This is a genomic window from Streptomyces sp. NBC_01298 (assembly GCF_035978755.1).
Classification (GTDB): Bacteria; Actinomycetota; Actinomycetes; order Streptomycetales; family Streptomycetaceae; genus Streptomyces.
On the sequence record NZ_CP108414.1, the window covers coordinates 191,323 to 212,383 of the forward strand.

Annotated in this window: 22 protein-coding genes; 9 read left to right on the plus strand and 13 right to left on the minus strand. The window is 72.3% G+C overall.

Annotated features, from left to right (window positions below; genetic code table 11):
• Positions 1 to 181: 181 nt before the first annotated feature.
• The 4 genes from OG730_RS00915 to OG730_RS00930 all read right to left on the minus strand — a co-directional run bounded on the left by OG730_RS00915 (position 182) and on the right by OG730_RS00930 (position 3,243).
• Positions 182 to 961 (minus strand): hypothetical protein, encoded by a 780-nt coding sequence (locus tag OG730_RS00915; protein WP_327302267.1) that lies wholly within the window; start codon positions 959 to 961, stop codon positions 182 to 184.
• 139 nt (positions 962 to 1,100) lie between these two features.
• The gene (locus OG730_RS00920) at positions 1,101 to 1,973 is read right to left on the minus strand and encodes an ABC-2 membrane transporter-related protein (protein WP_327302268.1); all 873 of its coding nucleotides are present in this window, start codon (positions 1,971 to 1,973) and stop codon (positions 1,101 to 1,103) included.
• Entirely contained in the window at positions 1,970 to 2,836 is an 867-nt protein-coding gene (locus OG730_RS00925) for an ABC transporter ATP-binding protein (protein WP_327302269.1), read from the minus strand. The genes OG730_RS00920 and OG730_RS00925 overlap by 4 nt, the downstream gene beginning before the upstream one ends.
• Positions 2,833 to 3,243, minus strand: coding sequence for a GntR family transcriptional regulator (locus OG730_RS00930; RefSeq protein WP_327302270.1), 411 nt, complete (start codon positions 3,241 to 3,243; stop codon positions 2,833 to 2,835). Before OG730_RS00930 ends, OG730_RS00925 begins: the two co-directional genes overlap by 4 nt.
• A gap of 254 nt (positions 3,244 to 3,497) precedes the next feature.
• Between OG730_RS00930 and OG730_RS00935 the strand changes: the two genes are divergently transcribed.
• Positions 3,498 to 3,965 carry a GNAT family N-acetyltransferase gene (locus tag OG730_RS00935; RefSeq protein ID WP_327302271.1) on the plus strand — a complete coding sequence of 156 codons (468 nt, stop codon included), beginning with the start codon at positions 3,498 to 3,500 and terminating at the stop codon, positions 3,963 to 3,965.
• 548 nt (positions 3,966 to 4,513) lie between these two features.
• Here the strand turns inward: OG730_RS00935 and OG730_RS00940 are convergent.
• Positions 4,514 to 5,047, minus strand: coding sequence for a hypothetical protein (locus OG730_RS00940; protein ID WP_327302272.1), 534 nt, complete (start codon positions 5,045 to 5,047; stop codon positions 4,514 to 4,516).
• 234 nt (positions 5,048 to 5,281) lie between these two features.
• Between OG730_RS00940 and OG730_RS00945 the strand changes: the two genes are divergently transcribed.
• Complete coding sequence (locus OG730_RS00945; protein ID WP_327302273.1) at positions 5,282 to 5,659, plus strand: STAS domain-containing protein; 378 nt, start codon at positions 5,282 to 5,284, stop codon at positions 5,657 to 5,659.
• A gap of 54 nt (positions 5,660 to 5,713) precedes the next feature.
• Here OG730_RS00945 and OG730_RS00950 read toward each other — a convergent pair whose 3' ends face one another.
• The gene (locus OG730_RS00950) at positions 5,714 to 5,938 is read right to left on the minus strand and encodes a hypothetical protein (RefSeq protein ID WP_327302274.1); all 225 of its coding nucleotides are present in this window, start codon (positions 5,936 to 5,938) and stop codon (positions 5,714 to 5,716) included.
• Between the two features lie 311 nt (positions 5,939 to 6,249).
• Between OG730_RS00950 and OG730_RS00955 the strand changes: the two genes are divergently transcribed.
• Positions 6,250 to 9,123, plus strand: coding sequence for a hypothetical protein (locus tag OG730_RS00955; protein ID WP_327302275.1), 2,874 nt, complete (start codon positions 6,250 to 6,252; stop codon positions 9,121 to 9,123).
• A gap of 93 nt (positions 9,124 to 9,216) precedes the next feature.
• Here OG730_RS00955 and OG730_RS00960 read toward each other — a convergent pair whose 3' ends face one another.
• The 3 genes from OG730_RS00960 to OG730_RS00970 are packed head-to-tail and all read right to left on the minus strand — an operon-like array spanning position 9,217 to position 10,261.
• Positions 9,217 to 9,579 carry a hypothetical protein gene (locus OG730_RS00960; RefSeq protein ID WP_327302276.1) on the minus strand — a complete coding sequence of 121 codons (363 nt, stop codon included), beginning with the start codon at positions 9,577 to 9,579 and terminating at the stop codon, positions 9,217 to 9,219.
• Positions 9,580 to 9,621: 42 nt separating this feature from the next.
• A complete protein-coding gene (locus OG730_RS00965) occupies positions 9,622 to 9,801 on the minus strand; it encodes a hypothetical protein (protein ID WP_327302277.1) in 180 nt (59 codons plus the stop codon).
• Between the two features lie 52 nt (positions 9,802 to 9,853).
• Positions 9,854 to 10,261, minus strand: a complete 408-nt coding sequence (locus OG730_RS00970; RefSeq protein WP_327302278.1) for a hypothetical protein — start codon at positions 10,259 to 10,261, stop codon at positions 9,854 to 9,856.
• Positions 10,262 to 10,709: 448 nt separating this feature from the next.
• On the opposite strand from OG730_RS00970, the gene OG730_RS00975 reads away from it, so the two are divergent.
• A complete protein-coding gene (locus tag OG730_RS00975) occupies positions 10,710 to 11,852 on the plus strand; it encodes a hypothetical protein (protein ID WP_327302279.1) in 1,143 nt (380 codons plus the stop codon).
• A 302-nt stretch (positions 11,853 to 12,154) separates the two neighbouring features.
• Here the strand turns inward: OG730_RS00975 and OG730_RS00980 are convergent, their stop codons facing one another.
• A complete protein-coding gene (locus OG730_RS00980; protein ID WP_327302280.1) occupies positions 12,155 to 12,823 on the minus strand; it encodes an NADPH-dependent F420 reductase in 669 nt (222 codons plus the stop codon).
• Positions 12,824 to 12,885: 62 nt separating this feature from the next.
• Positions 12,886 to 13,698 (minus strand): inositol monophosphatase family protein, encoded by an 813-nt coding sequence (locus tag OG730_RS00985; RefSeq protein ID WP_327302281.1) that lies wholly within the window; start codon positions 13,696 to 13,698, stop codon positions 12,886 to 12,888.
• Between the two features lie 155 nt (positions 13,699 to 13,853).
• Here OG730_RS00985 and OG730_RS00990 point away from each other — a divergent pair, with 155 nt between their 5' ends.
• A complete protein-coding gene (locus tag OG730_RS00990) occupies positions 13,854 to 14,804 on the plus strand; it encodes a LysR family transcriptional regulator (RefSeq protein ID WP_327302282.1) in 951 nt (316 codons plus the stop codon).
• A 350-nt stretch (positions 14,805 to 15,154) separates the two neighbouring features.
• Here OG730_RS00990 and OG730_RS00995 read toward each other — a convergent pair whose 3' ends face one another.
• The gene (locus OG730_RS00995; RefSeq protein ID WP_327302283.1) at positions 15,155 to 15,586 is read right to left on the minus strand and encodes an OsmC family protein; all 432 of its coding nucleotides are present in this window, start codon (positions 15,584 to 15,586) and stop codon (positions 15,155 to 15,157) included.
• A 101-nt stretch (positions 15,587 to 15,687) separates the two neighbouring features.
• On the opposite strand from OG730_RS00995, the gene OG730_RS01000 reads away from it, so the two are divergent.
• Positions 15,688 to 16,107 (plus strand): response regulator, encoded by a 420-nt coding sequence (locus OG730_RS01000; protein ID WP_327302284.1) that lies wholly within the window; start codon positions 15,688 to 15,690, stop codon positions 16,105 to 16,107.
• 100 nt (positions 16,108 to 16,207) lie between these two features.
• Here the strand turns inward: OG730_RS01000 and OG730_RS01005 are convergent, their stop codons facing one another.
• Positions 16,208 to 16,612, minus strand: coding sequence for an aggregation-promoting factor C-terminal-like domain-containing protein (locus OG730_RS01005; RefSeq protein ID WP_327302285.1), 405 nt, complete (start codon positions 16,610 to 16,612; stop codon positions 16,208 to 16,210).
• A 556-nt stretch (positions 16,613 to 17,168) separates the two neighbouring features.
• On the opposite strand from OG730_RS01005, the gene OG730_RS01010 reads away from it, so the two are divergent.
• The 3 genes from OG730_RS01010 to OG730_RS01020 all read left to right on the plus strand — a co-directional run bounded on the left by OG730_RS01010 (position 17,169) and on the right by OG730_RS01020 (position 21,007).
• Entirely contained in the window at positions 17,169 to 17,840 is a 672-nt protein-coding gene (locus OG730_RS01010) for a GNAT family N-acetyltransferase (RefSeq protein ID WP_327302286.1), read from the plus strand.
• Between the two features lie 78 nt (positions 17,841 to 17,918).
• On the plus strand, positions 17,919 to 18,368 hold the full coding sequence (locus OG730_RS01015) for an SRPBCC family protein (RefSeq protein WP_327302287.1): 450 nt from the start codon (positions 17,919 to 17,921) through the stop codon (positions 18,366 to 18,368).
• A gap of 218 nt (positions 18,369 to 18,586) precedes the next feature.
• Positions 18,587 to 21,007, plus strand: a complete 2,421-nt coding sequence (locus OG730_RS01020; RefSeq protein ID WP_327302288.1) for a bifunctional serine/threonine-protein kinase/ABC transporter substrate-binding protein — start codon at positions 18,587 to 18,589, stop codon at positions 21,005 to 21,007.
• Positions 21,008 to 21,061: the final 54 nt, after the last annotated feature.

Consider the following 21,061-nt stretch of genomic DNA (forward strand, 5'->3'; position numbering starts at 1 on the left):
GCAATCGCAGCCACCCCGACCTGCCGTCCTCGTCGGTCAGGGCTCTAAGAAGTCATCTCTTTTGGCGGATTGGGTGGGCTGCTGGTCGTGGTGGCGAAGGTTGAGCGGCTGGTGCCGGATGAGCTGTGGGAGCTGTCGGAGCCGTTCCGGCGGGTGATGCCGGAGGCCGGACCGCCGCGTGTCAGGTGCGCTGTTCCGAGGCGGTGCGGAACTGGCGGGCGATCTCGGAGGCCTTGGGGAGGTCCTGCTCGTCCGCCAGCAGCAGGCTGCCGGAGGTACCGGAGTCGGTCCATGCGCACACGATCTGGTGTCCGGCGTTCGGGAGGAAGCCGCAGCTCAGCTTGCCGCCCCAGGACCCCGCGTCGAAGGTGGTGACCTCGGTGGCCCGCGCCCCGGCGAAGAAGTTGCGCAGCTCCTGGGACATGGTGTCCGAGCGCTTCTCCTTGGCCAGGCGCGCGTCCCACTCGACGGTGTTGATCTGGAGTACGGCGCCTACCGGCCCCTCGCCGGGGCCGTCGTAGAACCAGCGCTTGCCCGAGGGCGCCTTCCCCGAGGTCAACTCAGCGTATTCTGCCGCTTCCGCTCCAGTGAGCAGACGGTAGGCACCGACCTCCGCGGCGGCGTCGATGACGCGTTCGGCCGGCGGGGACCCACCCGCATCGGCGGGGGCCTGGGAGACGGGAGCCGCTTCGGCGGCGGACGGCTCACCCTCGAAGCTGAGCGCCTGCACCAGGCCCGCTGCGGCTACGACCAACAGGGCGCCACGCACGATGTTGCTTCGGCGTACGGCCAGTGCGCCGGCCCGCTCGACCTCAACCGCAGAGGTCGGCACAGGACCTCGGCGCCAGGCCCGGGTGGCGAACCAGACGCAGACCACGGCCACGGCGGTGACGAGGAGTGCCCCCACCGACTGGCCGGTGGCGTAGGCCTGGGAAGTGGTGTCGACGGACAGCGTGATCATTCCGGAATCGTAGGCGTGCTCGCATGCGCGTTCGCATGGGGAGGCAGTTACGATCAGGCATCGACGCACCGGGCCCGCACAGACTGTGCCGGGGCTGCTTCGGGCGGCACCGGGCCGGGCCGCGACCGGTTACGGCCGGTCAGCGGTGTCGGCGCCGCAGGAGTGCGAAGGCGGCGACGATCGCGGCGGCGACGAGGGTCAGCAGGATTGCGCTCTCGACCAGTTGCAGCGGCCAGAAGTGAGACTCCGGGTGGTAGCGGGTTCCGGTTCCGATCGGGTCCGCCGCATCGGAAAGGCTCCAGTGGTTCCCGCCGCCCGGGAGGCCCTCGAGGGCGGGCCAGAGCCGGGGGCGGAGCAGACGGAGTACCGCCCAGACGATCCCGACCGCGGTCACGGCCGCGGCCATGGCGGGCAGCGTGCGTCCAATCAGCAGGCCGGCCAGGGCGCCGACGGCGATGCCGAGGAGGGCGTACCCCACCGCCACCGGACCGATCGCCCCGTACATGGGGAGGTCGTACCACTGCATCGGGTACCAGGTGTCCAGCGTTCCCCGGCGGATCCAGGCCGTCAGCAGCACGAACACCGGCAGGACGAGGAGCACGGCGGCGACAGGCACCGCGAGCTTCGCTGCCAGCCAGCGTGCCGGACTGACCGACTGGGTCCACTGGAGTCGGTAGGTGTCGGACTCGAACTCGCGCCCGATCAGCGGACCCGCGACGAACGCGCCGAGGAGCAAGGGCAGCGCACTGACGGACAGCGCGACGAAGTCGAACATCTTCTGGACGTACAAGCTGCGGGAGAGGAAGCCGCGGACTTGGATGCCGCAGCCCGACACCGTGTTCTCCACCCTGCAACCGGTCGCCGCGAAGTCCTGCGCCAGTGACTGGACGTACCAGCGACCGGCGGGCAGGACGATGGCGGCGGACAGCACCAGGGCGAACGGGATCCACAGGACGTGGCGGTGCAGACGGACCGTGACGCGAAGGGGTCCGCGCAGTTCGAGGAGGGTCATGCCGCCGCCTCCACGGCCGGGGTGAGCAGGACCGGGGCATCGGGGGCGCCGAGGTGGGCGAGCACGAGTTCCTCCAGGGTGGGTTCGACCGCCAGCCAGCCGTCCCTGCCGGTGTTCACGCTTCCCTCCGGACGGATCAAGGCGGTGAGTTGGCGCCCGGTGGAGCGCGAGGAGATCACGGTGTGCGGGGCCAGGTCGCGGATCGGACCCGTTACCAGGGCGTGGGCTCGCAGGAGGCCGTCGACCGGTCCGCCGAGCCGGACGCGTCCGCCGTCGATCAGGAGCAGGTGGTCGCAGGCGTCCTCCAGCTCGGAGAGGATGTGTGAGGACATCAGGACCGTGGTGCCGTGTTCGGCGGCCGTCGCCAGCAGCGCCCCCATCAGTTCGCGGCGGGCGAACGGGTCCACGTCGGACAGCGCTTCGTCCAGGAGCAACAGCGTGGGCCGCTTGCCCAGGGCCAAGGCGAGGGCGAGCCGCGAACGCTGGCCCCCGGACAGGGCGCGGACGCGTAGGGCCGGATCGAGGTCTCCCGCCTCCACCACGTTGCCCGAGGCGACCGGGTCCCAGCGGCCGCGATTGAGGTCGGCGCCCATGCGGAGGGTCTCGGCGACCGTCAGCCGCGGGTAGAGCGGCTTGTTCTGGGCGACATAGGCAATGGCCTCGCGGGCCGGTGTCGTCACCGTGCCCTCGGAGGGTTTCAGCACGCCCGCGGCCAAGGCCAGCAGGGTGGACTTGCCGGCCCCGTTGGGGCCGATCAGGGCGCATATGCGGCCGGCGGGAAGCCTGAAAGAGCAATTCCTCAGGGCCCAGCCACCGCGGCCGAACCTCCGCCCGAGGCCTTGCGCTTCGATGCCTGCCGTCATTCTTCGTCCCCCCTGTTCGATTCACTGCCGGATCCGCTCAGTACGGAGGTGAACAGTGCGGTGATGTCTTCTTGCTCGAGGCCCGCCAGCCTGGCCCGTGCCAGCCACTGCGCCAGCTCGGTGCGCAGTTCCCCGTCTGCCGCCCCGCCCTCGCCCAGCGTCCGCAGGACGAAGGTGCCGAGCCCTCTGCGGCCCTCCACCAGCCCCTCACGTTCGAGTTCCCGGTACGCCTTGAGCACGGTGTTGGGATTGACGGCAAGGGCCTCGACCACCTCACGGGCAGTGGGCAGCCGGTCCCCCGGCTCCAGCAGGCCCAGGCGAAGGGCCTGTTTGGTCTGCTGCGCGATCTGGAGATAGGTGGCCACACCACTGCGCCGGTCGATGCGGTACTCGATCACGTCGACCATCCCCCTTTCACTAGGGAAGTAGTGAAAGAGTGACGTGTGGGCGTCCCGGCTGTCAAGAGCGCTCGGGTACCGGCGCTACCGGCGCCGAGGCGGCCCGACTCATCGCGCTCGGGAGCGGAGCCGCGGGTCCGGTGGGACGGGATCCGGACCGGTCTTCCCAGGCCACGAGTACACTCGATGAGTTTGATCAGCTTTCGGACGCCGTACTCGACGCAGTACCGGGTGCCGGACTTGCCACAGGAGCCACCACCGAGATGATCTCCCTGCGTGAAGTGCTCGACAGTGACCTGCCTGTCTTCTGGGGGCATCTCTCCGACCCCGAGGCGCAGCACGTGGCCGCTGTCACCAGGAAGTACCACTACGACAGGGAGCACTTCGACAGCCACTGGGCCAGGATCCGCTCCAACCCCGATGTCCTGATGCGCACCGTACTCGCCGGCGACGAGGTGGTCGGCCACGCCGCGGTGTACGGGCCGCCGGACGAACGCGAAGTCACGTACTGGATCGATCGAAAGCACTGGGGCCGCGGCATCGCCACGGCGGCGCTCACGGCGCTGGTCGATCTCGTGAGCGTTCGGCCGTTGCGTGCCCACTCGGCAGCCGACAACACCGGCTCGATCCGCGTACTGGAGAAGTGCGGCTTCGTCATCACCGGGCAGGGAAGGGGCTTCGGCCAAGCACGGGGCGGCGAGATCGACGAAGTGCTGCTCACCCTTTCCTGAAGACAGCCCGGTCGCCTGGTGACCGCCATGCGCGGCCCGCCGCGTTCTTCGGGGCCCGTGCAGCCCTTGTACGGTGTCGTGGGTCTCCCGTGGTGGCGGTAGGAGTTGTGGCGGGTTCGGCGTTCGCCGCCGAGGCACCCGCCGCGGCCGGTGCCGTACAGAAGGCCCAGCGGGCCGAGCGGCAGGCGCGGGGGACGCCGGCGAAGCGTGCCGCGTCGCCAAGATCAAGCAGGTCGGGACCTGCTACCACATCTACGCCGGGAAGCTCCTGTCGCCGGGGCGGCTCGGCGGGGCCGAGGAAGCCGATCTGCTCGGTGTCGGCAAGGCCGGCGTGCTGTGGGAGTACCTCGGCCACCCGAACGGGTCGCTCACGGCCAGAATCAAGATCGGCGCCGGCTCCTCCAGGACTTGGCCGGCCGGTCATCAACCGGCTGAAGCAGCACCGGACGGTGGCCGCCGGGCAGGACTAGCGCCGTGATGTCCACCTCGGCACCGCCACCGTCACAGCCCTCGCCATCTGGCTCCGCACGTGATCGACCGGACAGGTCCTAGTTGTCGATCTCGGGGTTGATGTCGGGGTCCTCACGGGAGACGCGATAGGTGTTGTTCGGCTGCCAGTCGCAGACCACGTAGGTGGTCACCACGGGCTCGGTCTTGATGATCTTGCCGCCCCGTGTAAGGACGGGGGTGTAAGTGACCCGGTAGATCAGCCGGTCCTCTTGCGGGCGGGCCAGGGACACCTTCATGTCCGCGGGTTGGCGGGTGACCCCTGGAGGGGGCGCGTCGTGGACCCGCTGGCCGGTACCGCGCTCGGGGTTGTCCGAGGTCATATACGCCTCGGCGCGACGGTGTGGGGTGGTCGCGTCGGCGGCGGTGACCGTATGGCTGAGGGTCATGTAGGCGCGGGCGATCGAGTCCGGAGTGCCGGGGGCCTCCGGATCGGGGGTACGGGCCGGGAGAGTGGCCGTGACCGGCGCCGGCTTGGCGTCGCCTCCCGGGCTGTCCCGGCCGCAGCCGGTGACGACCAACGCGGCGACGGCGAGTGCGGCGGCGGCCGCTCTGCGGGAGGCTGGGTGCGTCATCGGGTTCTCTTCTCCCAATCCAGGTGGCTGACGTGCGCGAGTGGGGCGATCTCGAGCTTGACGGGCGCTTCGCCGAGACGCTCTTCCAGGATTTCACCGGCGGGCGGGACTCACCTCGACCGATGCGGTGTTGTGATCCACCATCAGCTGAGCCATCCGGCGCAGCCGGTGTCTCTCGTGCCGGCACCGTCCGGCACCTTCTGGCAACGGGCTGTCGTCGACTAGCGTGAGGTGGTGGACGATCTGCGCCTGTCTCACGAGCATCTGCCCGATGACGTCACGCACGTGGTGGCGGAGGGCGAGTTGGACGTCTTCACCCACCCTCTATTCCGTGAGCTCTCCGCCGAACTCACCGTCCTCGGACATATATGGCTGGTCGTCGACCTGACCGGGGTCGAGTTCATGGACACATCCGGCGTCGCCGTCCTCCACGGTGCGCGCAAGCGGGCGGCCGCACACGGCGGTGCCCTGGCGGTCGTCTGCCACGACGACGGCCGGGGCAAGCCCCACCGCATCATCCGGCTGAGCCGATGCGGACCCACCTACGACACCGTGGAGCGTGCGTTGGAGGCGCTGGCCCGGGCCCGCTCGAACTTCGAAGCCGGCAGCTGAGCGCGGCGCGTCGTGCCGGGGACGGGGGCGCCGCAGGAGGTGAGACGAGCCGGTTCACCGTGCACCGCGGAGCAGAGCGACGGTGAAGATCCGCAACTCGCGCAACAGGCCCAAGACGTGCGTGTCCCGGGACGGACGGAAGGGAAGGACGAGCAGTGCGGGCAGGCACGCCGCCGTCACCAACAGGAGGACCGGCAGCAGCAGGACGGTCACGAGGACGGTGCGCAGCGAGGAGACGGCGGCTCGGGAGCCCAGGGACAGCAGCAGGGTGGTGAGCACGGGGACCTCCTGGTGGGTACGGACGGCGTACGTCGGTGACGAGCCGTGAGACCCACCGTGCGGCCCGGCCGGAGGGCCGGGACGGGTGGCGATCGGTGGCGACGGAAGGGCCCCGCGGCCGTGCTGTCGGCGGCACGAAGGCGACCGGTTGCGATGGAAGGCGAGGAGTGGCGAAGGGGCGAGAAACGCGGGAACGGGGGGCGGACGGGCAGGGCGGCCCGTCCGGAAGTGGTGACGGCCGCTCCCCCGCCGCCCGGTCGGCCATGCGCAGGCCGCGGCAGGTGCCCGTGCCGCGCTTGCCACCGGGGCCGTTGCGCACGCTCAAGCTGCGGCTGCACACCCTTTACCGGGCAGCCGGTGCGCCCTCCGTCGTGGGGATCGCCGAGCTGGTCGCGCAGGACGACGAGTTGCCCGGTGCGCCGTCCAAGGACACGGTTCACCGGCTGCTCGGCAGTGCCCAGTTGGCCTCCCTCGAGGACACCGTCTCGGTGGCCGCCGTACTCGCCTCCGCGGCCGGTGCGGAACGGGCGGCCGTGGACACCGAAATCCGGGCCCTGTGGGTGCGGGCCGGGCTGGAGCGGGGGACGACGCTCCGCCCCGCGGGCCGCTGGGACCCGCTGTGGCTCGGGGTGCATCCGGCACCGGACACGGACGGCTCCGGCGACGGCCCCCTGCCCCTGTACCTGGAGCGCCCGCACGACGTGACCTTGCGCCGCCGCCTCGGGCATGCCGCACACTCCGGGTCCACCGTGTTCGTCCTGCTCGTCGGCCGGTCGGCGACGGGAAAGACCCGGGCCGCCTGGGAGGGCGTACGGGAAGCGCTGCCCGACTGGCCGGTGCTCTTCCCGTCCGACGCCCGTGAGTTGGCCGCGTGGACGGCGCAGAACGGCATCGACGGACGGACGGTGCTGTGGCTCGACGAAACCCAGCGCTACCTGTCGGGGGCGAGCGGCGAGGAGGCCGCCCGCGCGGTGCTGCGGCTGATGGAGGAGGTCGCTCCGCTCGCGGTGGTGGGCACGATCTGGCCCGAGCACCTGCGACGGCTGACCGAGGGCGGTCAGGACCGGTGGGGGCCCGGGCCCGAAGCGGGGGCGGGGGCGGGGGCGGGGGCGGGTGCGGGGCACCACGTCCGCGCCCTGCTCACCGGGCGGCACGTCGTCATCGACGTCCCGGACACCCTGCCCGCCCGGGTGCCGGGGCTGACGGGTGCCGCGGCCCGGGATCCGCGGGTGGCCGCGGCGCTGCGGGCGGCCGGCTCCAGCGGACGGATGCTGCAGCACCTCACGTCCGGCCCCGCTCTGGTGGGACGCTGGGAGAGCGGGCCGGACCACTGGTTCAGCGCCGCCGAGTACGCCGTCTTGACCGCGGCCCTGGACGCGCGGCGACTGGGGCACGCGAGCGCCGTTCCGGCGCGGTTCCTCAGTGAGGCGGCGGCCGGGTACCTGGACGCGCGGGCCCGGGCCACGGCCGGCCCGGACTGGTTCGCGGAGGCCGTGGAATCGCTGACCACGGCGCACGGTGCCGTTCCGGCCGCGCTGATCGCCGAACGGCACCGCCCGGGGGTGGGCGCCCCGGACGGCTACCGGCCCGACGACTACCTCGATCAGCACGCCCGCCGGGTCCGGGCGCTCAGCGTGCCACCGGCCGGATTCTGGGAGGCGGCCCGCCGGGCGCGTACGGGAGACGACGCCCACGCCTTGGCCACGGCCGCGGCGGACCGGCGGCGGTACGGCGTCGCGCTGTCCCTCTACGAGCGGGCGGCGGAGCTCGGTTCGGGGCGGGCCAGGGCCTCCTGGGCCGTACTGCTCGAGATCACCGACGGTCCCGGGGCTGCCGAGGCCGTCGCGGCCGGGGACCCGGGCGCGTGGGCGGCCCTGGGAGCGTTCCGTGAGGACGCGTCGGGACCGGTCGTCGCCGAAGCCGCGTACGCGCGGGCCGCCGGGCTGGGTGACGCCTGGAGCTGGTCGGCGCTGGCCCGGATCCGGGAGGGCGGCGACGGATCCGGGGACGCGGTCGCCGAGGCGGCCACTGCCGCCGGTCACACGGTGGTCTGGCGCGTGCTCGGCCGGATCCGGGAGGCACGCGGCGACCGGTCCGGGGGACGACGGCCCCTCGAACGGGCCGAGGCACTGGGGGACGCCTGGGGAACGATGGGCCTGGCCCGGCTCGCGGAACGGGACGGCGACCGTGCCGCGGCGGTCCGCCACGCCGAGCGGGCCGCCGCGGCCGGGATGACGGCCGCGCACCCGCTCCTCGTACGGCTCCACTGGAACGGCGAGGACCGTTCGGCGGCTCAGGAGGCGGCGCGCCTCGGAGCCGCCGTGGGGGAAGCCGAGGGGTGGGCCGTCCTGGCCAGGCTGCGGGAGGCGGACGGCGACCCGGCCGGGGCGGCCGCCGCGTACCGTGCGGCCGTCAGACTGGGGATGTCGACCGCCTGGTCCCGGTTGGCCCTGATGGCCGAGCGGGCGGACGACCGGCCGGCGGCCGAGGAGTGGGCCGCTCTGGCGGCCCGAGCCGGTGACGGCGATGCGTGGACGGCGCTCGCGGAACTACGGCAGTCCCGGAGCGACCTGCCGGGTGCCGATCAGGCGGCTCGGGAGGCCGGCCTCGTGGGTGGTGTGGAGGCGTGGACCAGCCTTGCCCGGGCGCGCGAACTGGAGGGGGCTCCGGACGCCGCGGAGTCGGCCGCCGAGCACGCCGCCGAGCACGGATCGCCACTGGCCTGGGGCGCACTGTCGCGGATGCGCGAACGCGCCGGGGACCGTCCGGGCTCCCGTCGGGCCGTGCGGCGCGCGGTCGACCTGGGCGCGGTGGAGGCCTGGACGGCACTGGGCCGGGTGCGCGAGGACGGCGGCGACACGGCGGGCGCGGAGCGCTGTTACCTGCGCGGGGCGGCGGCCGGTGACACGGCCGCGCTCGCGGCGCTCGGACCGCTTCTGGCCGGCTCCGGGCGCATGGCCGAGGCGCGGGAGGCCTACCGGCGCGCCGTCGACGCGGGTCATACCGAGGCATGGGAGGGCCTGTTGTCGGCCCTTGCCACGCTCCCGCCGCGCCCGACCGGAGTCCGCCCGACCGGAGTCCGCTCGACGGACCGGCTCCGCCGCGTCGGCCTGCCCGTCACGGCTGAGGCGTCCGAAGCGCCCGGCCCCGGCGGCGCCGGAAGCGGGAGTCCCGGCTTCGTGTGACGCCCGGCCGCGATCTCTCAGCACCGTGTCAGTACGCCACCTGCACGAACCACGCGAAGAGCTCCCGAACGGGGAGCCTCGGCACTGGCCTCGTCACTGGCCTGGAAGGCCGACGGCGACCTCGTCGGCGGAGGGGCCGCTCCGCTTGGCCCGCGCGTCGGCGACGGCGTACGGCAGCCCGGGCAGCAGCAGGACCGCAGTCGCCCACAGGGGCAGTGTGAACAGCACGCCGTCACCGGCCAACAGGCTGGTGAGGATCGCGGCGGGCAGGGCGGCGGCGAGGCCCCAGTTCGCGCCGAGGCCCAGGCTGCCCCTCCGCAGCTCCCAGCCGACCGAGGCCACACCGAGGACGGTCCAGAAGGCCAGGTGGTCGGGGGTTACGGCGAGCGTGGTGGTCCAGCGCCGCAGGTAGGCGAACAGCAGGACGCAGCCGATCACGAAACGGGCCAGGGACACGGTGCGCAGTGCCCGGCGCGGGAGCGGGGCCCGTGCCCGCGCCTATGCCGCGGCGAAGCCGCGGACGTCCCGGCCGACGACGTTCTGCGCCGTACGGCCGGCCGCCTGGGCGTCCTCCAGGCGCGAGGAGAGCTCCTCGAACATCTCCCGTACGGCCGCGTCGTCGATCCCCCGGTACTCCCAGTTGCTGCGGCAGACCGCGAGTATCTGCTCGTTCGTCATGGTGTGCTTCCCCCCCCTGGGTTCCGTGCCGGTCATGATGCGGCCCAGTTCCTCAGCGGCGCAGGTAGTCCTGGCGGAGGGCTTCCAGGATGTCGGCGGCCTCGGTGAGACCGGCGGCGCGGCAGCGGGTGGCCGCCGTGGTGAGGCGGCCGACCGCCTCCTGGAAGTGGCCGAGGCCCTTGCCTTCGATCAGGGCGGCCATCCGTACCGCTTCGGCGCGCGGCACCTCGCCGTGCTCGCCGCCCTCCTCGTGGGCCGCGATGGCCGCCTCCGCCTGGGGCAGGGCCTCCTCGTAGCGCTCGACCTCCGCCAGGACACAGGCCCGGCGATAGTGCACGGTGCCGCGCTCGTACCAGTGCCCGAAGTCCTCGGCGTCCTGGGGTACTCCGGCGCGGACCGCGTCCGCCCGCGCGAGGTGCACCAGCGCCGCGTCCAGGCCTTCGGCTTCCCTCGCCGACACGGTGAGACGCGCGAACCGGCACATCATGTGGATGATCAGCGACGGGTTCGGCGCCTCGGCGTGCGAGGCGACCGCGCTCGTACGCCGCGGTCGCCGCGTCCCATCGGTCGGCCATCGCCAGCGTGACGGCCGCTTCCGCCGCCACCATGGTGTGGACCGCGCGGCCGTCTTCCCATGCGGCAACGGTGTCCGCCAGCCGCAGGAACTCCTCCGCCGCGGGCAGGTATTCGCCGAGATCCCGCAGGCCGCGGCCCAGGGACAGGCGGGCCTGGGCGAAGGCCCGTTCGTTGTCCGCGGAGGGGGCACGCGGTGGAGCGCCGGGCCTTGAGGCGTCATCCTTGTTCGCAGGTGGACAGTGCCGGGGCGCCTTTCCGCCGTGTCGTCGCCACCCCGTACTCTCCCGCTGATCAGGAAGCACACGGGGTGCACGACCAAGCGGGGGCAGTACATGACATACCGGCGCGCGGCGATACCGGCACTGGCCGGAGGGCTGCTCCTGGCGGCGGTCCTGTGGTGGGCGGGGGCGAGCGCGGCGGCCCTGCATCTGCCGGGCAGCAGCCGCGTCCTCGGCATCGATACCGCCAGCGAGCTCGAACACTGGCTCGCCCCCTGGTCGTATGATCCCCCCGGCGCGGACGGTGCAGACAGCGCAGTCGACGGCGGCGGTTACGCGGTCGGGGCCGGCGACTCGGGCCGCTATCTCTCGCTGTACCAGACCGCGATCCAGATCCGGTTCGGTGCGGTATTCGCCTTCTTCGTCCTCGGGGCGCTCCTCCTGGTCCGCAGGCTGCCGCCGCTGCGCGGCCGCGTGTGGGCGGCGCTGCTCGCCGTGTGGGCCTGGGGGCTGGTGGCCGGGATGCTGGCGCGGGCCGTCTCCGCGCCCTGGCTGATCGCCGGGCAAGGACACGGAAGCTACCGCTTCCTCCCCCAGATCGCGAGTGTGATCGCCTCCGGAGCCCAGGTCCTGGTGGTGGCCGCCCTGCTCGCGGCGGCTGTCACGGTGCTCCTGGCGCGGGTCACCGTCAAGGGCGCGGGCCCGCTGCCACAGGCTGTCGTACCGGCGCGTGCGGCTCGGCTGGCCGCCACCGTGGGAACCTCGTTGATCGCCGTGTCGCTGGTGGTCCTGTCGTACCACCCGGTCGCCGCCGCCATCCAGGAGGCCTCCACGGCCTCCGGGCTGCTGTCCGATCCCGGCGACCTCCTGCGGCTGTGGCTGCTGCTCGGCGCATGGGCGGGTCCGGAGGGCGGGTCGATCGGCGACTGGCTCCTGAACCGCGTGCCCGACGTGGTGCTGCTCGCCGTGGTGTGGGGGGCCCTGCGCAGGCTGCCGGGGCTGCTCACCCGAGTCACTGTCCCGGCCATGGCAGTGGGCGCGATCTGCGCGACCGTCCTGGGCCTGCTGGCGAGCCAGTTGCTGCAGGTCCTCATGGAGGCCGCCGACTCGGGCGCGCCCTGGGGGGCTCCGCGCCTGCTCGCCGCCCTCGGCAGCGGCGTACCGGCCGCCCTGACCTGGGGCCTGGTGGCGGGAGTCGCGGCTGCCGCGACCCTGCGGGTGGTGACGGACCGGACGGGCCGGACGGAGGACGCCTGACCCGGTCGGATTCGCCGCTGCCCGAACCACGCAACGAGGGGCACGTCGGCGTCTACGGACAGACGGGCGGCTTGCACGAGTTGTCGGCGGACGACGTGGGCTCCTCGCCGACGACGTGCGCATCGGGGCGGGCAACGTCGGCGCGAGAGTGGTCCGTTCCCGGAAACCGGCGGTCCGACCTGCCGGGGCCGGCGGGCGACGCCGGATCACAGCGGGGCTGAGTGGCGGCGAGCACCTCGCCGCGCGCCTCGGCAGGTGTCCTCGCCTGCGCCCGACGCCCCCGGTCTTGGCGGGTCAGCGGGTCAGCGGGCCAGGGAGACGGCGAAGGGCTTGAACCCGTGTCGGCGCAGGATGTGGGGCACGACCAGGATCATGGCCTCGGTGGCGCGGGCCGTTGTGATGCCGCCGAGGTCCTCGATGCGTTCGGGCTGCCAGCCGAGATCGGCGAGGAGGCCGGTGACGGTTGCCTTCGCGTGCTGGTCGTTGCCCGAAAGGTAGGCGGTCGGTGGGGTGGCCAGGATTTCGGGGGCGGTCATGACCATGAAGAGCATGGTGTTCAGGGTCTTGACCACGCGGGTGTCGGGGAGCGCGGCCTGGAGCCTCTCGGCGAGGCTGCTGCCGGGGTAGCACAGGTCACCGGGCAGGCCGTCACCGTCGTTGCGGGTGGCGTTGGAGACGTCGATGAGGATCTTGCCGACCAGTTCGGTGCGCAGGTCGGCGAGGCGGTCCAGGGAGCTGTCGCCGGGCGTCGCGTTGATCACGATGTCCGAGGTGAGGGCCGTGGTGCGCTGATCTGCGAAGGCGATCCGCGGGGCGGGCCCGGCAGGGTGAGCGGTGTTGTGAGCGGTGGTGTGGGCGGTGGTGCCCTCGGGGCCTCGGCCGCCGACGGTGACGTGGTGCCCGGCTGCGGAGAGCTTGCGGGCGAGGTTGGTGCCGACGCGGCCGGCGCCCAGGATGCCGATGCTGGTCATGTGGTCATGCTCCTTGCGGTATTGGGGGGGGGTGAGGTGGGTGGAACCGCGGATGCCGCAGGTCAGACGATCGGCGAGAGGACCTTCGCGGCGGCGGCGTGGATGCCGGGCGCGGACGCCAGGAAGTCGCCGCTGGCCGTGGTCCAGGGTTCGCCCGCCAGGTCGGTGACGGTGCCCCCGGCCTCGGAGACGAGCAGGGCGCCGGCGACCAGGCCGGAGCGGACGTCGGAGAACTGCCAGAACGCGTCCATGCGTCCGGCGGCGACGTGGATGAGCTGCATCGTGGCGGGAACGGACACGCGTACGACCAGGCCGTTGATGAGCATGGCGGTCACGGAGTCACCGATCCGCCGGAAGGTGCGCTCGTCCTCGCCGGGCTTGGCCTGGCCGGTGCCGATGAGTGCGGCGCCCAGGTCGGTCTTGGCCGACACCTTCAGGGGCCGGTCGCCCAGATGGGCACCGCCCCCGGCGACCGCGGTGTAGGTGTCACCGGTCAGCGGCAGGTGGACGACGGTGAGTACGGGCCGGTTGTCGCTGACCAGGGTGGCGGTGACGGCCCAGTCGTCCATCCCGTGGACGTGGTTGATGTTGCCCTCGGCGGGGTCGACCACCCACCACTCGCCGGTCGGGAGCGCGCCGCCGGCCAGCTCGTCCTCGGCCCACCGGGACCCCGGGCGGGCCCGCAGCAGCGGTTCCCGCAGCACGTCCAGCACCGCGTCGTCGTTGGCGTGGATCTCGCCCACCACCTCGTCGAGGCTCACGCCGCGGGCATGGGTGGTGTAGCGGTCGCGCAGCGTGACGCCGGCCGTCTTCACCGCGGCGGTCACGTCGGACAGCAGCGTCGTACCGGCGGCGAAAGGCATGGCTGTGCTCATGGCGGACTCCCTGGGGATCGGTAGAGATCTACGGAGATCTGTAGATGTCTGTAGATGTCTGTAGAAGCGGGGCGGTTGTCTCGCCCCGCACTTCGAAGGTAGGCCGCGCGATCATTAACAACAAGTGCATGCTTATCACTTGTAGAGTTACTGTCATGCAACTGGATTTGAACCTGCTCACCGCCTTGGACGCCCTGCTGGAAGAAGGCAGCGTCGCCGGCGCGGCAGCACGCCTCCACGTCACCTCACCGGCGATGAGCCGTTCCCTGGGCCGCATCCGCAAGGCCACCGGGGACCAGATCCTGGTCCGCACCGGCCGCAGCATGGTCCCCACCACCCGCGCGCTGGCCATGCACGCCGAGGTCCACGCCCTCGTACAGCAGGCCCACCGACTTCTCTCCGCGCAGCAGGAACTCGATCTGGCGGCCCTGGAAAGGGTGTTCACCGTGCGCTGGCACGATGCCTTGACCGCGGCGTCCGGCACCGCCCTGATCACCGCCGTCCACCGCCAGGCGCCCGGCGTGCGGCTGCGCATGTCCGCGGAACCCGGGACGGACGACGCCGAGCTGCGCCGGGGTGAGGTCGACCTCGAATCGAGCTCCAGCCCTCCGGCTCTCCCCGACATCCGTCACCGCCTCGTCGGCACGGACCGGCTCGTCGTCGCCGTCCGGCCGGGCCACCCGCTCACCACGGGCCCGCTGAGCCTCGAGCGCTACGCCGCCGCCGAACACCTCACCGTTTCGCGACGCGGAAGCCTCCGCGACCCGATCGACGACGCCCTGACCGCACGCGGCCTCGAACGTCGCGTCGTCGCCGCTGGGCCCACCGCCGCCTTCGCCCTGCGACTGGTCCTCGACACCGACCTGGTCGTCACCCTCCCCGACGCGGTCACCCGTACGGCCCGGGAGCGACTCGGCCTGGCCACCCTGGTGCCGCCGCTCCCGCTGCCCGACGTCCCCCTGTACCTGCTGTGGCACCAGCGCTACGACGACGACCGCGCCCACACCTGGCTGCGCGAGCTGGCCACCGAGACCGTCCAGTCACTTTTCGCGCCACCCACCGCCTCCCCCTCCGACCCGCCACACTCGCTGCGATCTTCGCCATGATGCGGCAGGGCTTGATCGGCAAGAGCCTCCGGCGCCGGCCTGGATTCAGACGGTGATCCGCGGGTCTCGCCGCCGGCGGATGCGGCGGGGGTTCGTGCCGAAGGAGCGGTAGGCGGTGTGCCAGGCCTCGATGCGCGGGTCCGTCTCGTCGGCGGGGGCCCAGGTGCCGGCGGCGGGTGTCGGGGAAGGCGTCGGCCACGGCGGTGGTGAGGCGGACGGTGGTCATCGGGAGGGGATTGTCGTTCGGGGAGAGGGGTGGCCGGCTTGACGGTCGCAGGACACGGCACGGCCGACCACCAGCGGGCCGAGACGGCCTGGCGGCTCGGCTCCCTGCCGCCCGTTTCGGCTGGTCAGTCCGTGTCCACGACCTTTACGGCGACCGGGGTTCCGGCCTCCACGGTGCGGCTGACCGTGCAGAGCTTGTCGTGGGAGGTCTTCACCGCGCGGGGCAGGATCGCACGGGCCCGGTCGCCGGTCTCGCCCGCCGGGAAGCGGACCGTGAAGGCCGCTTCCAGGTCCGTCAGGCGGTTGCCGTCCGCGTCTTCGCTCTTGTGCCCGTGGACGGCAACCGAGAACTCGGCGGGTTCGGCGTGCCGGCTGGTGGCGACGTCCACGTCGGCCGCGGAGCAGCCACCGATCGCGGCGAGGAAGAGTTCGACGGGGGTGAAGCCCCCGCCCGATCCGGTGCCGAAGGTGATCGTTTCACCGCGGGAGTTGGTCGCGGTGAACATGCCCGGACCGGTCCGCTCGACGGTGACGGAGCGCAGGGAGTCAGATGTCATGACAGTGACGTTAGCCTCGCGGCCCCGTACCTACCGCGCCGCACTCGGCCACCCACCTCACCACCTCTACCAAAATTGGTGAATTCATGAAGAATGGGTAAATGATGACCGTGCTGGTGACGGGCGTGACGGACGGCGCCGAGCTGGAAGCCCTCCGTACGTGCATTCACACGGGGCCGCACTTCCGCATCGTCGCCCACACACACGAGGCCGACGTCGCACTGGCGCAAGCCCGCGTGCTCCTTCCGGACATCGCCGTGGTCACCCTCCACCGTCCGGACGCCCAGGGAGAACGCGACCGCCGGACCCTCGTTCGCGCCCTTCGGTCCTTCGACCCTCCCACGGGGATCATCCTGCGCCGCGACCCGCACGAGGCGGCCGAGGCGATCAGCCCGGGACTCGAGCCGGTCCAAGGCGCCATCCACGAGGTCCGCCGTGCCGATCTCGACGCTCTCCACCATGCTCTGCTCACCATCGGGCGCCGCCGCGCCAGCTGCAACATCGACCCCGCGGCGCACTGACCGTCCGGGCAGCGCGTCCAGCGGGGCGGAGCACGCACGCGAAAACGCTCGGCCGGGGTGTCCGGCCGAGCGTTTCGTGTCCCCGCGTTCCGCTGGTGGTTTAGTACCAGTGGTGGTTCTGCCAGAAGGTCCAGGCGCCGGCGGGGCTGCCGTAGCGGGAGTTCATGTAGTCCAGGCCCCACTTGATCTGGGTGGCCGGGTTGGTCTTCCAGTCCGAGCCCGCCGAGGCCATCTTCGAGGCCGGCAGGGCCTGGACCAGGCCGTAGGCGCCCGAGGAGGAGTTCGTGGCGGTGTGGTCCCAGCCGCTCTCACGGGAAACGATGTTGTTGAACGCCGCGAACTGAGCCGGGTCCTTGATCATCTGCTGGGCGATCGCCTTGGCACTCATCGGGGCGGCCTGCGCGGGAACCGCGGCCAGCATGGAACCGGCGACACCCAGGGCGAGGACGGTACCCGCGAGGGTCTTCTTCGAAGCGGCGATGCGGCGGATGACGACGTTGGACACGGACGGACCTTTCGACGGGGACAAGGACTGCCGCAGCGGACATGCCGGAGCATGCGTGAGCCACTCACGTGAAGGAGAGGGGATCGTCGGCGGGAGCGGGGATCCAGGGGATCTCCGTCCGCCCTGCGACTCATCCAGTTCTACGGGGGTAGACCCCGCCTGGCAACGCCCCCTCTTACTAGTGGCCCTCGCAGCCGGGGCGCAACGACCCCCCAAAGGGCGGGCGGGTATCACCGCTGGTGAGGGCCCGTCCGCGGGGGTGGTTAAGGGACGTTCAAGGACTACTATCCCGCCTCGTATGTGACCTAGGTCCTGTGGGGCGGGTCACCGCCACGAGGCCCGGATCTCACCCTCCGTGCCCGCTCGCACCCCTCTCGGCGGAAGGCGAGGGCGCTTTTCGGCCCCCGGATCGAAGGTCGCAGGCCGGTGAAGGCTGTCGTTCACGCAGCCCAGGCCGCGGCACGCAGGAGTCGGGTTCCGGGGAGCCGGGTGGTCCGTACGGCGTGTCCGTCGTGCGCGACCGGGGAAGCCCCGGACGGCTGCCTAGCGTGGCCCCATGAGCACCCGTACGACACTGCCCATCGCCGGGTACGGCATCCGGTTCGCCCGGTCCTCCGAGTCCGGGGCGGTCGCCGCCCTGCTGGCCCGCGCCTTCTCCGACGACCCGGTCATGGCATGGATGATCCGCGTCCCGGCCGACCGGGAACGCCGGATCGCCCGCTACTTCGAGCTCGCCCAGCGCCAGGTACGACCCCGAGCGGGCGGGGTACGGGTCGCCGCGACCGGCGACGGGCGGTTGCTGGCGGCCGCGTTGTGGTCGGGGCCCGGGCGCTGGAAGACCTCCGCGCCGGGAGAGCTGGCGGCACTCCCCCGGTACGTACGCGTCTTCGGTCTCCGTGGGATGTCGCGAGCCGGTGAGGTCCAGAACCTCATGCACGGCGCCCATCCGGACGCCCCCCACTGGTACCTGCCGTCCGTGGGAACGGACCCGGGGCTCCAAGGGGCGGGGGTCGGATCGGCGCTGCTGCGCCAGCAGTTGACCGACTGCGACAGGCTCGGGCTACCCGCCTACCTGGAGTCGAGCAAGGCCGCCAACGTTCCCTTCTACGAACGGCTCGGCTTCCGCGTCACCTCCGAACTCCGCCTCCCGCAGGGCGGACCCGCCCTCTGGCCCATGTGGCGCGAACCCTCATCGGAGGAGGCGCATGGGCCCGTCGAGCTCGGGTAGTCGCGCCTCCAGACGTCCTGACGGACGCCCCGCACCTGCGGGTGCGGGCTGCTGACGACACGGAACGGAAGGATGCGCATGTCGCACGTCGAGGAGTACGTCGAGGTCAACGTCCCCGTACGCACGGCCTACAACCAGTGGACGCAGTTCGAGGACTTCCCCGCCTTCATGGAGGGGGTCGAACGGATCGTCCAGCGCACGGACACGCTCACCCACTGGGTGACGAACGTGAACGGCGTGCAGCGCGAGTTCGACGCTCAGATCACCGAACAGCTCCCGGACCGGCGTGTCGCGTGGATGACGGTCGACGGTGAGGCCCGCCAGGCCGGGCTCGTCACCTTCCAGCCGATCGACGCGACCACCACGAAGGTCGTCCTGCACATGAACTGGGTACCGGACGGCCTGGCCGAGACGGCCGCCGACAAGCTCGGCTTCGTCAAGCGTCAGGTGGCGGGTGATCTGAAACGGTTCAAGCTCTTCATCGAATCGCGTGGGGTCGCGACGGGTGCCTGGCGCGGCGAGATCTGAGCGGGACGGGAATCCGGGCGGCGCGCGGGCTCGCCGGCGCCGCGTGTCTGGGAGCCCGTACCGCCTCGCGGGGCGGCGGGGCCGGGCGGCGACAAGCCCGGTGGCGCACCGTCTGATCCCGGGTCGGGAGGCCACCCTGCCGGGGCGGGGCGGCCGGGGCGCTGGATCAAGCCATGGTTCCGTCACCCGACCGGTCCAACAGGTCCTAGAGTGTGCGCGTGACCGAGCAGAAACCCGAACTCATCGCCGGCCGGTACCAACTGGTCGAACCCATCGGCCAGGGGGGCATGGGCCGGGTCTGGCGAGGCCTCGACCAGCAGCTCTTCGGACGCGAGGTCGCCGTCAAGGAGATCCTCTTCCCGGCGGGGATGGACGACGGCGACCGTGCGACGCTGCTCAGGCGTTTCACCGGCGAGGCCCGCGCGGCGGTCACTCTCAGCCATCCCGGGATCATCACCATCCACGACGTGGTCGAGCACAACGGCTCCCCCGTCATCGTCATGGAGTTCATCCGGGGGGAGTCCCTCGCCGCGGCCATCCGCCGGCAGGGCCGGCTGCCCGTGCGGCGCGTGGCGGAGATAGGAGCCGCTCTGCTCGGCGCGCTCACCGAAGCGCACGCCGCACGGATCATCCACCGTGACATCAAGCCGGACAACGTGCTCCTGACCAAGGACCGCGTCGTCCTCACCGACTTCGGCATCGCCCACCTCGCGGACGCCACGACCAAGCTCAGCCGGAGCGGAACCGTCATCGGCACCCCGCACTACATGCCCCCGGAGCAGCTGGAGGGCAAGCACCCGACCCCCGCGAACGACTTGTGGGCCCTCGGCGCCACCCTCTACCACGCCATCGAGGGACGCCCGCCGTTCGAGGCCGACGGGCTCCACGCCCTTGCCGTAGCCGTCTTCACCCGTCCCCACCGGCCGCCGGCCCACGCCGGCCCGCTGGGGCCCGTACTGGACGCGCTCCTCACGAAGGACCCGGCGCGACGCGTCGGCGCGGCCGAGGCGGCCGAGCTGCTGGCGTCGGCGCTGCGGTCAGACCGGTCCCGGGCGGACACGGTCTCGGAGGCCGCCCCGCGCGAGCCGGAGGCGGCGCCCGTCCCGGACACGGCGCCCGTCTCGGAGGCGGTGACCGAGCACGCCCCGACGCCGACGCCGACCCCGACGCCGACCCCGACGCCGACCGAGCCGGGATCGGAACCGGCTTCACCGCTGCCGACGCCCACGGCCGAGGAACCGGCGCACACGCCCGGCCCCCTTCCTCAGCCCGTGCCGGAGCGGCCGACCACCCCGCCCGTCGCCGTCCCTCCGGCCGAGGACGTGATCTCGCTCGGCTGGAGCGACCAGCGGGGGCGGGAGGAGGGGGCTTCCGCCCGTCGGCGCGTCCTGACACGGCGCGCGGCCGTGCTGGGGGTGGCCATGGTCACGCTCGCGGCCGGCTCCGTCCTGACCTGGAAGTTGACCCGTGACACCTCGCACGGCGGCGGCGGGGGTACCGGCGGCGGCTCCACGTCCTCGACCGTCACCGTGGTCATCGGGCTGGACGCTCCGCTCAGCGGCGGGCTGTCGGCCATGGGCGTCGGCATGAAGAACTCCGCCGACCTGGCGGCCACGACCTCGAACCGCACCGGGCACGTACCCGGTGTGACCTTCGAGATCAAAGCGCTGGACGACGAGGCCGCCCCCGCAAAGGGCGGGCCCAACGCCGCTCGGTTCGTCGACGACGCGAAGGTGCTCGGTGTGGTGGGGCCGCTCACCTCGTCGGTCGCCAAGACCATGGCGGAGCCGCTCGGACGGGCGAACCTCGTCAACGTGTCACCGGCCAACACCGACCCCGTGCTGACGCTGGGCCCCGACTGGGCCAAGGGCTCCAAGTCCCGCCCGTACGACACCTACTTCCGAACCGTCGCCACGGACGTCGACCAGGGGCCGTTCGCCGCCCGGTACCTCCACGGCGAGGCCGGGAAGAGGAAGCTCTACGTCATCGGCGACGGCAGCGCCTACGGAACCGGCCTCGCTTCCGGAGTCGGGGCCGCGTTCGCGAAGCTCGGCGGGACCGTCGTGGGTACGGACCAGATCGATCCCGCGCAAGGCGACTTCTCCTACCTGGCCGCCCAGATCCGGTCCTCCGGCGCCGACGCCGTGTACTTCGGCGGCTACTACGACGCCGCCGGGCCGCTCTCCCAGCAGCTCAAGGAGGCGGGCGTGACCATCCCCCTGATGGGCGGCGACGGCATCTTCGACCAGCAGTTCCTGACGACGAACACGAAGGCCGAGGGTGACCTCGCCACGGGCATCGGCGTCCCGGCCGAGGACCTGAAGAACGGACCGGACTTCCTCACGCGGTACCGGGAGGCGGGCTACCCGGAGGCGGCCGGTTCCTACGGCCCCTACGCGTACGACGCGACCTGGGCCGTCATCGAGGCCGTGAAGGCCGTGGTGGAGGCCAATGGCGGAGCCCTCCCCGCGGACGCCCGGGCGAAGATGCCGCAGGCCGTGTCGGGGCTGGCCTTCGACGGCGTCACCGGGCGCGTGGCCTTCGACGCGTACGGCGACACGGTCAACCGTCAGCTGACGGTGTACGCGGTGAAGGGCGGGAGCTGGACCACCGTGCGGAGCGGCCCCGCTGCCCCTTGATCCGTACCGGACCGGACCGCGCCGCCGGGTGGCGCCGTGGCTCCCCCCTCGGCA

Coding starts and splice junctions, on each gene's coding strand:
- OG730_RS00915 (WP_327302267.1), bottom strand. CDS start 961: ATGATCACGCTGTCCGTCGACACCACTTCCCAGGCCTACGCCACCGGC.
- OG730_RS00920 (WP_327302268.1), bottom strand. CDS start 1,973: ATGACCCTCCTCGAACTGCGCGGACCCCTTCGCGTCACGGTCCGTCTG.
- OG730_RS00925 (WP_327302269.1), bottom strand. CDS start 2,836: ATGACGGCAGGCATCGAAGCGCAAGGCCTCGGGCGGAGGTTCGGCCGC.
- OG730_RS00930 (WP_327302270.1), bottom strand. CDS start 3,243: ATGGTCGACGTGATCGAGTACCGCATCGACCGGCGCAGTGGTGTGGCC.
- OG730_RS00935 (WP_327302271.1), top strand. CDS start 3,498: ATGATCTCCCTGCGTGAAGTGCTCGACAGTGACCTGCCTGTCTTCTGG.
- OG730_RS00940 (WP_327302272.1), bottom strand. CDS start 5,047: ATGACGCACCCAGCCTCCCGCAGAGCGGCCGCCGCCGCACTCGCCGTC.
- OG730_RS00965 (WP_327302277.1), bottom strand. CDS start 9,801: ATGACGAACGAGCAGATACTCGCGGTCTGCCGCAGCAACTGGGAGTAC.
- OG730_RS00975 (WP_327302279.1), top strand. CDS start 10,710: ATGACATACCGGCGCGCGGCGATACCGGCACTGGCCGGAGGGCTGCTC.
- OG730_RS00980 (WP_327302280.1), bottom strand. CDS start 12,823: ATGACCAGCATCGGCATCCTGGGCGCCGGCCGCGTCGGCACCAACCTC.
- OG730_RS00985 (WP_327302281.1), bottom strand. CDS start 13,698: ATGAGCACAGCCATGCCTTTCGCCGCCGGTACGACGCTGCTGTCCGAC.
- OG730_RS00990 (WP_327302282.1), top strand. CDS start 13,854: ATGCAACTGGATTTGAACCTGCTCACCGCCTTGGACGCCCTGCTGGAA.
- OG730_RS00995 (WP_327302283.1), bottom strand. CDS start 15,586: ATGACATCTGACTCCCTGCGCTCCGTCACCGTCGAGCGGACCGGTCCG.
- OG730_RS01000 (WP_327302284.1), top strand. CDS start 15,688: ATGATGACCGTGCTGGTGACGGGCGTGACGGACGGCGCCGAGCTGGAA.
- OG730_RS01010 (WP_327302286.1), top strand. CDS start 17,169: ATGAGCACCCGTACGACACTGCCCATCGCCGGGTACGGCATCCGGTTC.
- OG730_RS01015 (WP_327302287.1), top strand. CDS start 17,919: ATGTCGCACGTCGAGGAGTACGTCGAGGTCAACGTCCCCGTACGCACG.